A 13,027-nucleotide genomic window follows, 5' to 3' on the forward strand; every position below is an offset into this window, starting at 1 on the left:
GGCTTCGTATGTTCGTACGGAATTGTTGAGCGGCCTGCTCAAGGAAGGCGCCTACGGCGCAGGTGTCACTGTTCTGCGAGTGCCCTGAGGCGGCTCAGCGCCCGGTGCTGGGCCACCCGGACCGCTCCGGGTGACATTCCCAACATCTGGCCCGTCTCCTCGGCCGTGAGGCCCACCGCGATGCGCAGCAGGAGCAGTTCGCGCTGGTTCTCGGGGAGGTTGGCCAGCAGTTTCTTGGCCCATTCTGCGTCGCTGCTGAGCAGGGCGCGCTCCTCCGGGCCGAGCGAGTCGTCCGGCCGCTCCGGCATCTCGTCGGAGGGAACCGCCGTCGAGCCCGGATGCCGCATCGCCGCCCGCTGCAGGTCCGCGACCTTGTGCGCGGCGATGGCGAACACGAACGCCTCGAAGGGCCGGCCGGTGTCCCGGTAGCGCGGCAGCGCGAGGAGGACGGCGACGCAGACCTCCTGCGCGAGGTCCTCCACGAAGTGCCGAGCGTCGCCCGGCAGCCGGGACAGACGGGTGCGGCAGTAGCGCAGCGCCAGGGGGTGGACATGGGCGAGCAGGTCATGCGTGGCCTGCTCGTCTCCGTCGACGGCGCGATGGACGAGTGCACCGATCGCCCCTGCGGCACTCGCCGCCTCGTCGTCGCGCATCGGTCCATGGTGCCTTGCGGCCGCGCGGCCCGTGGCACCGTGTCCGATGTTGTGCACCGAAGCGTTATGAGCAGGTGCGCCGGAACTCATCCCTTGCGCCCTCCCCTTCCGCTCGACCGACTCGTCCCCGAGAGACTCCACATCTCAAGGATGCGGCATCCGCGCCGAAACGAGCAGCGGGCACCGTCAGCGCCACTTGACCGGGGTACGCATCCGCGCCCCTGAAGGGGCGCGGGACAGCATCGACATGCGACTCCGCCACGGGGCGCGACCAGCCACAAACGGCCCGCACCAAGGCGACGGCCCTGCACGGCCGAGCTCTTAGCGAACCAGACCCCAGCGGAACCCGAGCGCGACCGCGTGCGCCCGGTCGGACGCGCCCAGCTTCTTGAACAACCGCCGAGCATGCGTCTTGACCGTGTCCTCGGACAGGAACAGTTCACGCCCGATCTCCGCGTTGGACCGTCCGTGGCTCATCCCTTCGAGCACCTGGATCTCACGCGCCGTGAGCGTCGGCGCCGCACCCATCTCGGCGGACCGCAGCCGCCGCGGGGCCAGCCGCCAGGTCGGGTCGGCAAGCGCCTGCGTGACGGTCGCGCGCAACTCCGCGCGCGAGGCGTCCTTGTGCAGATAGCCGCGCGCACCGGCGGCGACCGCGAGGGCCACGCCGTCCAGGTCCTCGGCGACGGTGAGCATGATGATGCGCGCGCCCGGGTCGGCGGAGAGCAGCCGGCGCACGGTCTCGACGCCGCCCAGTCCGGGCATGCGCACGTCCATCAGGATCAGGTCCGAGCGATCGGCGCCCCAGCGGCGGAGGACTTCCTCGCCGTTGGCCGCGGTCGTCACGCGCTCGACGCCGGGCACGGTCGCGACCGCGCGGCGGAGCGCCTCTCGGGCAAGCGGGGAGTCGTCGCAGACGAGGACGGATGTCATGGCCGCCCTCCGCAGCTGATGCACGTCACCTTGAGCCTCCAGGCTGGTACGAAATCGTCACCTGTGCGGTCGACCGTCTCGGACGCCTGCCCGAGCACTTGTTGCTTCAACCGCCTCCGCACTCTCAACGACGGTCACTCGAAAGAGTTACGGGGCTGTGTGCCATCTTCGGCACTCTACGTGAGGGGGCGGACACGATGCAGAGATGCAAGGCGGACCCTCAACGTTTCATCACAACCCATGCCCCATTTAGACCCCTTTTCTTCCCATCTACTGGTGTCTGAGGCTAGATTCGCAATGAGTCATATTTTCATCTCCTTAGATCGTAGATGTACGGTCGTGAGCACCGTATCCGCTCAGAACGGCTACAAGGGGTCACGCAATGGCAGATTTCTCCCGCCTTCCCGGACCGAACGCGGACCTGTGGGACTGGCAGCTGCTGGCTGCCTGCCGCGGGGTGGACAGCTCGCTCTTCTTTCATCCGGAGGGTGAGCGCGGTGCGGCCCGGAGCGCTCGCGAGAACTCGGCCAAGGAGGTCTGCATGAGGTGCCCGGTACGCGCGCAGTGCGCGGCGCACGCATTGGCGGTGCGCGAGCCGTACGGCGTGTGGGGCGGCCTGACCGAGGACGAGCGCGAAGAGCTCATGGGGCGGGCGCGGAACCGGCTGGTGTCGGCGGGGGCGACCGGCGGGGTGAGCGCCTCGAACAATTGAAGGAACGTTTCTTCGTTCCGGATTAAGAGCTCCCGGACCCCGAGCTCCCGTCGAGAAGGGCACGCACGCGTGCCCTTCGTTTTTGCCGACAGGAATTCGCTAGGGGGTTGCCGCGCGCCCGAGTTGCTCCAGCGTCGCCGCGACCGCCGGCACCTGCGCCAGATCGGGCAGGGTGATCGCCACGATTTCCCGGCGCACCGCCGGTTCCAGCGTCAGCACGCGCGCGTGGCGCGGCCGTACGGACTCGATGGCGAGTTGGGGCAGTACGGCGACGCCCAGGCCGGCGCCGACCAGGCCGACGACCGCCGGGTAGTCGTCGGTGGCGAAGTCGATGCGCGGGGTGAAGCCGGCCGTCTCGCACACCTCCGCCAACTGCCCGCGGCAGCGCGGGCATCCGGCGATCCACGGCTCGTGCGCGAGGTCGCCGATGGCCACGGTCCCGGCCTGTGCCAGGCGGTGCCGCTCCGGTACGAGACCGACGAGGCGGTCGGTCAGCAGCGGTCGTACGACGAGGTCGTCCCACTCCTCGGCGCCGGCCGCGCCCTCGTACCGGAAGGCGAGTGCCACGTCGCAGTCGCCCTCGCGCAACATCTCGACGGAGGCGGGCGGTTCGGCCTCCTCGAGGGAGACGCGGGTGCCGGGGTGGGCGGCGCGCAGGGCGGCGAGGGCGGTGGGGACGAGGGTGCTGCTGCCGCTCGGGAAGGAGACGAGCCGGACCCGGCCCGCGCGCAGGCCGGCGATCGCGGCGACCTCCTCCTCGGCGGCGGTGAGCCCGGCGAGGATGCCGTTCGCGTGCCGGACGAGCGCCTCGCCGGCCTGCGTCAGTCGCATCGCGCGGCCGCTGCGGATGAGCAGCGGGGTGCCGACCGAGGTCTCCAGGGCCTTCATCTGCTGGCTCACGGCGGGCTGGGTGCAGCCCAGTTCGCGGCCCGCGGCCGAGAAGGAGCCGGTGGAGGCGACGGCGCGCAGTACGCGGAGATGACGGGCTTCGATCACGGTTCGAGGATAAGTGATCCTTTGGCAGGGAGACCGATAATGCGTCGACACTTTGAGCTGGGGTCGCTTACCGTGCGGGCATGAAGCTTCTGTCTGTGAACCTCGGCCGCCCGAAGCCCGTGCCGTACACGGACCAGCCCCAGGGTGTGACCGGCATCGACAAGCAGCCGGTGGACGGGCCCGTGCGGGTCGCGGCGCCCGGGCCCAAGGGGATCGGGGCGAGCGGGCTGGCCGGGGACGCGGTGTGCGAGATGCGCCATCACGGCGGGGACGACCAGGCCGTGTACGCCGTCGCGCGTGAGGATCTCGACGGCTGGGAGCGGGAGTTGGGGCGGGCGCTGCGCAACGGCTCGTTCGGCGAGAACCTCACCACCGAGGGCCTCGACGTCTCGGGCGCGCTGATCGGCGAGCGCTGGCGGATCGGGCCCCAGGTCGTGCTGGAGGTCACCTGCGGTCGGATTCCCTGTCTCACCTTCCAGGGCCATCTGGGTGAGAAGGGCTGGGTGAAGCGGTTCACGCAGAAGGGTGCGCCGGGTGCGTATCTGCGGGTGATCGAGCCCGGCGAGATCCGCTCCGGCGACCCGGTCGAGATCGTGCACCGGCCGGGCCACGACGTGACGGTGGCACTGCAGTTCCGGGCAGTCACGACCGAACGGGCGCTGCTGCCAAGGCTGTTGGCGGCCGGGGACGCGCTGCATCCGGACGGGCGGGAGGCGGCGCGCAGGTACCTGGAGAAGTACGGCTCCTGACCGGGGTTCAGGGGCGTCTCCTCCTCGGATGCTTCACCACCGTCGGGCCGTGTGCAGAGATCGGATCCGCACAGTCCGGGTAACTACGCTTGGCCCATGACAACGGCTCTGATTACGGGATCGACCGCGGGCATCGGTGCCGCCTTCGCGCGGCGGCTGGCGGGCGACGGGCACAACCTGGTGCTCGTCGCCCGCGACACCAAGCGGTTGCAGGAACAGGCGACCGAACTGCACGACCGGCACGGCATCGAGGCGGAGGTCCTCACCGCCGATCTCGCGACGGACGACGGCATCGAGACGGTGGCCGGCCGTCTCGCCGACCGCAGGAACCCCGTCGACCTGCTGATCAACAACGCCGGCTTCGGCAACAAGGGCCGCTTTCTCGACGTACCGATCGCCGACGAGCTGCAGATGCTCAAGGTGCACTGCGAGGCGGTGCTGCGGCTGACGGTGGCGGCGACCGAGGCGATGCGGGAGCGGGGGCGCGGCGGGGTCGTCAACGTCGCGTCGGTGGCTGCGTTCGTGCCGCGCGGGACGTACGGCGCCTCCAAGGCGTGGGTCGTGCAGTTCACGCAGGGCGCGGCGAAGGACCTGGCGGGCAGCGGGGTGCGGCTGATGGCGCTGTGCCCGGGGTTCGTGCGCACCGAGTTCCACGAGCGGGCCGGGATGGGGACGGACAACATCCCCGGCTGGATGTGGCTGGATGCGGACAAGCTGGTGGCGGCGGCGCTGGGGGATCTGGCGCGGGGGAAGTCGTTGTCCATCCCCGACCCGCGCTACAAGGTGCTGATGGGACTCGTGAAGGTGACGCCCCGGGGGCTGCTGGGCGGGATCAGCTCGCGTACGGGGCGGAAGTACGGGCCTCAGTAGGCCGCATGGCGCCGCGGGGCCGGAGGAGGACAATGGTGGCGTACGACCGGACCAGGCGGACCGGAGGCACCACCATGACGTTCGTACAGCTCATCGACTGCAGGACGAGCCGGTTCGATGACATCAACCGGCTGATGGACGCGTGGGTCGAACAGACCAGGGGAAAGCGGACGGCGACGCACGCGATGGTCGGCAAGGACCACTCCGACGCGTCGCACTTCATCGAGATCGTGGAGTTTCCGTCGTACGAGGAGGCGATGCGGAACTCCAACCTGCCCGAGACGGACAAGATCTTCCGGGAGATGGTGGCTCTCTGTGACGAGATGCCGACCTTCACGGATCTGGACGTCGTACGGGACGAGCAGTTGTACGCGGCCACCGCCCGGCGGTTCTTCGAACTGCTGGCCGCCAAGGGGGAGCTGCCGCCGCTCGACGACGTGATCGCGGAGAACTACCACGACCACGATCCCGCCAACGAGCAGGACACCATCGGCATGGACGCGATGCGGCGCGAGGTCGGGATGTGGCGCAGCGGCTTCGACTTCACCTTCGAGATCGGGGACCAGCTCGCCGAGGGGGACCGCGTGTGCACGCGGTGGACCTGGAAGGGGACCCAGAAGGGCGAGTTCATGGGGATTCCCGCCAGTGGGAAGGCGGTCTCCATGACGGGTTGCACCATTCAGCGGTTCGGCGAGCACGGGAAGATCGTCGAGGGCTGGTGGCAGTACGACCGGCTGGGGCTGATGGCGCAACTGGGTGTGCTCGAAGGGCTGGAGCAGTAGGGGAAAACGCGAGGGCCCGGCACCCCCAGGGTGCCGGGCCCTACTGCTGACATGCGTCAGTGGGCGTGGCCGTGACCGTGGCCCGCGGCCGCCGGCTCCTCCTCTTCCTTCTTCTCGACGACCAGGGTCTCGGTCGTCAGAAGCAGGGAGGCGATGGAGGCGGCGTTCTCCAGGGCGGAGCGGGTGACCTTGACCGGGTCGATGACGCCGGCCTTGACCAGGTCGCCGTACTCGCCGGTGGCGGCGTTGAAGCCCTGGCCCTTCTCGAGCTCGGCGACCTTGGAGGTGATGACGTAGCCCTCCAGGCCGGCGTTCTCGGCGATCCAGCGCAGCGGCTCGACGACCGCGCGGCGGACGACGGCGACACCGGTGGCCTCGTCGCCGGACTTGCCGAGGCCGCCCTCGAGCACCTTGGCGGCGTGGACCAGCGCGGAGCCACCACCGGAGACGATGCCCTCCTCGACCGCGGCGCGGGTCGCGGAGATGGCGTCCTCCAGACGGTGCTTCTTCTCCTTCAGCTCCACCTCGGTGGCGGCGCCGACCTTGATCACGCACACGCCGCCGGCCAGCTTCGCGAGGCGCTCCTGGAGCTTCTCGCGGTCCCAGTCGGAGTCGGTGTTCTCGATCTCGGCCTTGATCTGGGCGACGCGGCCCACGACGTCCTCGGAGTTGCCGGCGCCGTCGACGATGGTGGTGTCGTCCTTGGTGATCGTCACGCGGCGGGCGGAGCCCAGCACGTCCAGGCCGACCTGGTCGAGCTTGAGGCCGACCTCCTCGGAGATGACCGTGGCGCCGGTGAGGACCGCCATGTCCTGCAGCATCGCCTTGCGGCGGTCGCCGAAGCCGGGGGCCTTGACCGCGACCGCGTTGAAGGTGCCGCGGATCTTGTTCACGACCAGGGTGGAGAGGGCCTCGCCCTCGACGTCCTCGGCGATGATCAGCAGCGGCTTGGAGGCACCCGCCTGGATGACCTTCTCGAGCAGCGGCAGCAGATCGGCGATCGAGGCGATCTTGCCCTGGTTGATCAGGATGTACGGGTCGTCGAGGACGGCCTCCATACGCTCCTGGTCGGTGACGAAGTACGGGGACAGGTAGCCCTTGTCGAAGGCCATGCCCTCGGTGAAGTCCAGCTCCAGACCGAAGGTGTTGGACTCCTCGACGGTGATGACACCGTCCTTGCCGACCTTGTCCATCGCCTCGGCGATGAGCTCGCCGACCTGGCTGTCCTGGGCGGACAGACCGGCCACGGCGGCGATGTCGGACTTCTCGTCGATCGGGCGGGCGGTCGCGAGGAGCTCCTCGGAGACCGCGGCCACGGCCGCGTCGATGCCCTTCTTCAGCAGCGCCGGGGAGGCACCCGCGGCGACGTTCTTCAGGCCCTCGCGCACCAGCGCCTGGGCGAGCACGGTGGCGGTGGTGGTGCCGTCACCAGCGATGTCGTTGGTCTTGGTCGCCACCTCCTTCACCAGCTGCGCGCCGAGGTTCTCGTACGGGTCCTCGACCTCGACCTCACGGGCGATGGTGACGCCGTCGTTGGTGATGGTGGGGGCGCCGAACTTCTTGTCGATGACGACGTTGCGGCCCTTGGGGCCGATCGTCACCTTGACCGTGTCGGCCAGCTTGTTGACGCCGCGCTCGAGGGCGCGACGGGCGTCCTCGTCGAACTTCAGGATCTTCGCCATGGGAGCGGTTCAGCCCTCTCGGAAAACGTGGGTGAAACGAACTGCGCCCCTGACGCCCGGCTTCATAAGGTCGCGGGGGCCCGGGGCGCAGCTCAAAAGCAATGTGCTTCGAAGTGAATTACTTCTCGATGATCGCGAGCACGTCGCGAGCCGAGAGGACGAGGTACTCCTCGCCGTTGTACTTCACCTCGGTGCCGCCGTACTTGCTGTACAGCACGATGTCGCCGGTCTTGACGTCGAGCGGCAGGCGCTCGCCGTTCTCGAAGCGGCCCGGGCCCACGGCCAGGACGACGCCCTCCTGGGGCTTCTCCTTGGCGGTGTCCGGAATGACCAGGCCAGAGGCCGTGGTCTGCTCGGCGTCCAGCGGCTGGACCACGATGCGGTCCTCGAGCGGCTTGATGGCAACCTTGGAGCTGGCGGTCGTCACGATCCGACCTCCCCCTTCGGAGATCTCACGGGGTTAACTGTCTGAGGTGGCGACCAGGTGGATCCGTCGTCGCGGGTGCCGGACCTGCCCGTCGCGTAGTTGGCACTCTCCAGTGGGGAGTGCCAGACCCGAGACTATGACCGCGATTAGCACTCGGTCAAGCGGAGTGCCAATCGCGTCCCCGGAGGGTGTCAGACGTAGTCCTCCAGGCGGCCCACTGTCAGGCCCGCCCGCTGCACTCTCCGCAGCAACCGCAGCGTCCGGTCCCGGAGGGTCAGGCCCGTGTCCTCGTCCGGGTCGACCGCCACGATGTCGCCGGGGCGCAGACGGTGGCCGCCGTGCCGGTAGGTCAGCTCGCCGGTTCCCGTCATCGACACGCGCCACAGGACGATCGCCGAGAGCCCGCAGTCGGCGGCCGCCCTGAGGGTGGTGGTGTCGTACGTGCCGTAGGGCGGGCGGAAGAGGCGGGGGCGGCGGCCGAAGCGGGAGCGGAGTTTGTCCTGCTGGCCGCAGATCTCGGCGCGCTGGCCGGCGTAGGGCAGGCCGCGCAGGGCCGGGTGGTCGAGGGTGTGGTTCTGGATGGTCGCGCCGACCGTCTGCAGGCGCGCGAAGTGGCCGTAGCCCGGGCCGACGACGCTGTCCGTGAGGAACATGCTGACCGGCAGGCGCAGTTCGCGGATCATGTCGACGAACCGCGGATCCTTCTCGGCGCCGTCGTCGTAGGTCAGGAAGACGACCTTGTCGCGGGTCGGGACGCGGGACAGGACAGGCAGGAGGCCCGGGCCCGCCGTGCGGACCGGCGTGGACAGGCCGGAGGGCCGGTTCGGGGCGTGCGGCAGCGGGGCTCTGAGGCCCCAGGCGCGGTACGGGAGTTCGGCCGGGCCGTGCGGCCGTACGCGCTGGGCCGCCTTCTTGCCCAGCCGTTCGATGGGGTCGACGGACTGGGCGCAGCCTGTGAGCAGCGCGAGTGCCAGGACGCCGGCGGACAGGGACCGGAGCCTCACAGGTAGTCCTCCAGGCGAGCCACGGCGTAGCCCTCGGCGGTGACCTTGTCCAGGAAGCGGCGCATGTCGTCGACCATCGTGCCCTTCCACTCGGAACGGCCGCGGAAGTGGGTGAGGACGATGTCGCCGGGGTGCAGGTCACGGTCGTCCTCGCGGTACTCCCAGTGGTCGACGAAGACTTCCTCGTCCCAGATGGGCGCGTACTTGATGCCGCAGGACTTGGCGGCGCGCAGGGTGTTCTGGTTGTAGTTGCCGAACGGCGGGCGGAAGAGCCTGGGGCGTTTGCCGAAGTGCTTCTCCATGACGTCCTGCATGCCGCAGATCTCCCGCTTCTGCCGTCGGTACGACAGCGCCGGCAGGTACGGGTGGGTGAGCGTGTGGTTGTTCAGCGTGACGCCCGCGGCCTGCATCTTCTTGAAGTAGCCGTAGTTGTCCTTGATCAGGAAGTTGCTGAGGAAGGCGGTGTAGGGGATCTTCAGGTCGCTCATCATGCGCAGGAACGCCGGGTCCTTCTCGGCGCCGTCGTCGATGGTGAGGAAGACGACCTTCCGTTTGGTGGGGATCGTGGTGAAGACCGGCGGGAGGTGCAGCTCCACCTGGTCGTCCACCTCGAAGCCCTTGCGAGCCTTGATCTTCGGCTTTCCGGCGGGGGGCGGCGGGGCCGGCAGCGGAACGTCCGCCAGGCGCCAGCGTTTCGCCGCGGCGACCCGGGCCGCGTGCACCGCGCGCAGCTTCGTGGCGTACGAGTCGAGGGCGCGGGCCGGGGGTGCCTTCAGGGCCTGCTGACCGGGGGCCGGCTGCGCCTCGCCGCCGCCGGGTCGGGCACAGGCCGAGGCGATGGCGGCGGCCGCGAGAACGGCGATTCCGACGCGGAGCCGGGCCCCGTACGACGTCCCGTTTTTGTCATTTTGTACGACTACTCGCATGGTGCCGGATCTTCGCAGGACCCCGCGCGGATGCCGGCCCGACACCGCGGCCGGAGGCGCACCGTCCACCGACTGGCCCACAATGAGCCGGTGAACGACCTCGCTGACCTCCTCACCCCCGAAGGCCGCGCCCTCCTCGACGAGGTGCGCGGCACGGCCCCGGCCGACGAGCTCGCCGTCGCCACCCGGCTGCGCCGCGAGCACCCCGCCGAGCTGGTGTCGGCGGCGCTCGGGCAGGCGCGGCTGCGGCAGCGGGCGGCGGCGAAGTTCGGGGCCGGGGACGCGGAGCGGATGTTCTTCACGCCGAACGGGGTGGAGCAGTCGACGCGCTCGAGTGTCGCCGCGTATCGGGCGGAGCGGCTGAAGGCGCTCGGGGCGACCTCCCTGGCCGACCTGTGCTGCGGGATCGGCGGGGACGCGATCGCGCTGGCGCGGGCCGGGATCCGGGTCCTCGCCGTCGACCGGGATCCGGTGACGGCGGCCGTGGCGCGCGCGAACGCCGAGGCGCTCGGGCTGGGCGAGCTGATCGAGGTGCGCGAGGCGGACGTCATGGAGGTGAGTACGGACGGGTACGACGCCGTGTTCGTCGACCCCGCCCGGCGCGGTGGGCGCGGGCGCATCTTCGATCCGGAGGCCTACTCGCCGCCCTTGTCGTGGGCGGTCGAAGCCGCTCGCAAGGCCCCTCATGCCGCGCTCAAGGTCGCGCCCGGCATTCCGCACGAGGCCGTGCCCGGCGACGCCGAGGCCGAGTGGATCTCGGACGGCGGGGATGTGAAGGAGGCGGTGCTGTGGTTCGGGGTGGAGCCGGGGGCGGTGCGGGCGACGCTGCTGCCGGGGCCACGGACCCTGCTCGGAAAGGGACTCCCCGATCCTCAAGTCCGGCCCGTCGGACGGTACTTGTACGAGCCCGACGGCGCGGCCATCCGGGCCCATCTGGTCGCCGAGGTCGCCGAGGAGCTCGACGGCGGGCTGATCGACCCCACCATCGCGTACGTCACCGCGGACGAGCTGCGGCCGACGCCGTATGCGTCCTCGTACGAGATCACCGACCAACTCCCCTTCAACGTCAAGAAGTTGAAGGCGCTGCTGCGGGAGCGGGAGGTCGGGATCCTGACCGTGAAGAAGCGGGGGTCGGCGGTGGAGCCGGAGGAGTTGCGCAAGAAGGTCAAGCCGCAGGGACCGGGCTCCGCGACGGTGTTTCTGACCCGGGTGGCGGGGGCGCCGACCATGCTCGTCGGCGCCCCCGCCCGGCCGGCTAGCGGGTGACCGTCGTGCGCAGCGAACCGAGGTCCGGGCGGACTCCGGTCCCCTGGGACGATGCCGTGGAGAACGACGAAGTCGCCGTCGGCTCAAGGCCGTTGTAGTACGGCCTGTAGTCCCACTGGCCGCTGTTCGCGCTGATCGCCGTGCCCGCGGAGTTCAGCGCCGTGGCCGACACCGAGCCGGTGCCGCCGAAGACCGCCACGGAGTTGAGGCTCGCGGCCCCCCTGACCAGGTACGTCCTGGTGTCGGCGGAGAGGGCGTCGATGTTCGTCCACAGCAGCGGGCCGAAGACGTTCATCGCGGCGGCGGCCGAGGTGCCGCCGCGCCAGCTGTCGACGTAGGCGAGCGCGGCGTTGTGCGGACCGCCCCACCAGAAGCGGGCGAGCGCGGCGGCGGTGCCCTCGTGGGTGCTCGCGGTGACCGGGTAATAGGTGTACGTCGACGGCCAGTTGGAGAACGACGTGTGCGTCAGGGCGTACTTCGCCGAGCCGCCGACCGGGATCATGTAGGTGTCGCGCGGGTCCAGGCTGTTGAGGTACGACTTCACGGACGAGGTCAGCGAGTTGCCGTCGTTGAGCACGACGACCGCCTTGCTGCCGGTGCCGTCCGCGCCGGCGGCCGACGCGGCGGCGAGCGCCGAGTGGTAGTCGGTGCCGGTGGCGATGAAGACGTAGTCCGGCGCGCCGGTGATGGACTTGGCGACGGCGACCGAGGTCGAGTAGCGGGACGTGCCGGCCAGCCGCTTCGGGGTGAGGCCGAGCGAGGAGACCTTCGAGGCGACGCTGCTGCTCAGGATCGACGTGCCGCCGACGAGGTAGACGCTCGCGCCGGGCTTGAGGATGCGCTTGAGCTCGGTCTGCACGGACGAGGACAGCGAGCTGCCCGAGGTCAGCAGGACCGGACCGTGCTTCTTTCCCGCGAGGGCGGGGGCCGTCAGCGCGTACGCCGAGCTGTCCTTGGAGACCAGCACGGCGGACGAGGCGTTCATCAGGCCCGCCTCGCTCTGGCCGGTGGTGTTCCAGGTCCAGCGGGACGCGGCGATGTTGCTGCCGTAGACGTCGGCTCCCCAGACCCGGCCGACGACGTTCTTGCGCAGCGGCTGCCAGGCGGGCGAGCGCTGGAGGCCTCCGTACGGGAAGGGGGTGCCCTCGGTCACCGAGTCGGCGGTGACCGTCAGGACCTCCATGCCCACCGAGCAGCAGTTGCCCGTACTGTCCGTCTTGTGGTCGTAGGAGACGACCAGCCGGTCGCTCGCGGGCGCCCAGGACGGATTGTCGTAGTCGGCGGTGTCGGTGAGCAGGCGGCGCTCTCCCGTGCCGTCGGTGTTGACGGTGAACAGCTGGCGGTGGCCGTCGACCGTGCGGATGAACGCGACCTTGGTGCCGTCGGGCGACAGGGCTGGCGAAGCACCGTTGGTGACCAGCGTGGTCTGGGTGCCGGCGTCGGCGTCGTAGAGCACGATCGAGGGCGTCGTGGTGCTGCAGCCCGTACCGCCCCGCTGGAAGGCGACGACTGGGTCCACCGCGGCGGCGCTCGGGTAGGTGTCGCAGCCGCCGCTGGAGAGGAGGGCGGTGGCGGTGCCGCCGCCGGACGGGATCCTGTAGAGCTTCTTGGTGGCGGAGAAGACGATTCCGCTGCCGGAGGCCCAGTACGTCGGGCGCGAGGGCGAGCGACCGTTGTCCACGCCGTTGTAGACCGTGGTCGCGGAACCGCCCGCGACGCTCACGGTGCGCAGGTAGCCGGCGTCCTCGAAGACCACGCGGCTGCCGTCGGGCGCCCAGGCGGGCGTCTCGGCGTCCCCGTCGTAGATCCTCTTTTCGCCGGCGCCCGAGTCGTCGACCAGGGACATGCCGTCGCCGATCACGGCGATGGAGCCGTCGGCGGCCGGCCATCCGGCGACATCGGCCGACGCGCCCGGTGCGAGCAGGGCGACGGTGCCGGCGGCGAGCGCGGTGGCGGCGGTGAGCGCGACCAGTTTCCGGCGGGCGGAAGACCGGGCCGAGCGGGCCGGTCGCACAGATCTGGAAGAT

At 70.2% G+C, this 13,027-nt stretch carries 13 protein-coding genes; 5 read left to right on the forward strand and 8 right to left on the reverse strand.

Going from position 1 to position 13,027, the window contains the following annotated elements; translation table 11 throughout:
• Positions 1 to 65 precede the first annotated feature (65 nt).
• Together ABZ880_RS50285 and ABZ880_RS50290 are read right to left on the reverse strand one after the other, a co-directional pair.
• Positions 66 to 653, reverse strand: coding sequence for a sigma-70 family RNA polymerase sigma factor (locus ABZ880_RS50285; protein WP_093905211.1), 588 nt, complete (start codon positions 651 to 653; stop codon positions 66 to 68).
• 321 nt (positions 654 to 974) lie between these two features.
• Complete coding sequence (locus tag ABZ880_RS50290; protein ID WP_003948568.1) at positions 975 to 1,586, reverse strand: response regulator transcription factor; 612 nt, start codon at positions 1,584 to 1,586, stop codon at positions 975 to 977.
• A 382-nt stretch (positions 1,587 to 1,968) separates the two neighbouring features.
• Here ABZ880_RS50290 and ABZ880_RS50295 point away from each other — a divergent pair, with 382 nt between their 5' ends.
• Entirely contained in the window at positions 1,969 to 2,298 is a 330-nt protein-coding gene (locus ABZ880_RS50295) for a WhiB family transcriptional regulator (protein ID WP_361277810.1), read from the forward strand.
• A gap of 99 nt (positions 2,299 to 2,397) precedes the next feature.
• Here the strand turns inward: ABZ880_RS50295 and ABZ880_RS50300 are convergent, their stop codons facing one another.
• Positions 2,398 to 3,294 (reverse strand): LysR family transcriptional regulator, encoded by an 897-nt coding sequence (locus tag ABZ880_RS50300; RefSeq protein WP_361277811.1) that lies wholly within the window; start codon positions 3,292 to 3,294, stop codon positions 2,398 to 2,400.
• Positions 3,295 to 3,374: 80 nt separating this feature from the next.
• Here ABZ880_RS50300 and ABZ880_RS50305 point away from each other — a divergent pair, with 80 nt between their 5' ends.
• From ABZ880_RS50305 to ABZ880_RS50315, 3 genes are all read left to right on the forward strand, one after another.
• Positions 3,375 to 4,043, forward strand: a complete 669-nt coding sequence (locus tag ABZ880_RS50305) for an MOSC domain-containing protein (protein ID WP_361277812.1) — start codon at positions 3,375 to 3,377, stop codon at positions 4,041 to 4,043.
• Positions 4,044 to 4,139: 96 nt separating this feature from the next.
• On the forward strand, positions 4,140 to 4,913 hold the full coding sequence (locus ABZ880_RS50310) for an SDR family oxidoreductase (RefSeq protein WP_361277813.1): 774 nt from the start codon (positions 4,140 to 4,142) through the stop codon (positions 4,911 to 4,913).
• Between the two features lie 74 nt (positions 4,914 to 4,987).
• Positions 4,988 to 5,695 carry an ester cyclase gene (locus ABZ880_RS50315; protein WP_361277814.1) on the forward strand — a complete coding sequence of 236 codons (708 nt, stop codon included), beginning with the start codon at positions 4,988 to 4,990 and terminating at the stop codon, positions 5,693 to 5,695.
• 56 nt (positions 5,696 to 5,751) lie between these two features.
• Here the strand turns inward: ABZ880_RS50315 and groL are convergent, their stop codons facing one another.
• From groL to ABZ880_RS50335, 4 genes are all read right to left on the reverse strand, one after another.
• Positions 5,752 to 7,377, reverse strand: a complete 1,626-nt coding sequence (gene groL, locus ABZ880_RS50320; protein WP_361277815.1) for a chaperonin GroEL — start codon at positions 7,375 to 7,377, stop codon at positions 5,752 to 5,754.
• A 118-nt stretch (positions 7,378 to 7,495) separates the two neighbouring features.
• Entirely contained in the window at positions 7,496 to 7,804 is a 309-nt protein-coding gene (groES, locus tag ABZ880_RS50325; RefSeq protein WP_055493212.1) for a co-chaperone GroES, read from the reverse strand.
• Positions 7,805 to 7,995: 191 nt separating this feature from the next.
• The gene (locus ABZ880_RS50330; protein WP_361277816.1) at positions 7,996 to 8,808 is read right to left on the reverse strand and encodes a polysaccharide deacetylase family protein; all 813 of its coding nucleotides are present in this window, start codon (positions 8,806 to 8,808) and stop codon (positions 7,996 to 7,998) included.
• Entirely contained in the window at positions 8,805 to 9,734 is a 930-nt protein-coding gene (locus tag ABZ880_RS50335; RefSeq protein WP_361277817.1) for a polysaccharide deacetylase family protein, read from the reverse strand. The genes ABZ880_RS50330 and ABZ880_RS50335 overlap by 4 nt, the downstream gene beginning before the upstream one ends.
• Positions 9,735 to 9,764: 30 nt before the next feature.
• On the opposite strand from ABZ880_RS50335, the gene ABZ880_RS50340 reads away from it, so the two are divergent.
• Positions 9,765 to 11,000 carry a class I SAM-dependent methyltransferase gene (locus ABZ880_RS50340; protein WP_361277818.1) on the forward strand — a complete coding sequence of 412 codons (1,236 nt, stop codon included), beginning with the start codon at positions 9,765 to 9,767 and terminating at the stop codon, positions 10,998 to 11,000.
• On the opposite strand, the gene ABZ880_RS50345 is transcribed toward ABZ880_RS50340, so the two are convergent.
• The gene (locus tag ABZ880_RS50345) at positions 10,990 to 13,014 is read right to left on the reverse strand and encodes a cell wall-binding repeat-containing protein (RefSeq protein ID WP_361277819.1); all 2,025 of its coding nucleotides are present in this window, start codon (positions 13,012 to 13,014) and stop codon (positions 10,990 to 10,992) included. The genes ABZ880_RS50340 and ABZ880_RS50345 overlap by 11 nt on opposite strands.
• Between the last annotated feature and the right edge of the window lie 13 nt (positions 13,015 to 13,027).

It is taken from the genome of Streptomyces sp. NPDC047043 (genome assembly GCF_040644055.1).
Classification (GTDB): Bacteria; Actinomycetota; Actinomycetes; order Streptomycetales; family Streptomycetaceae; genus Streptomyces.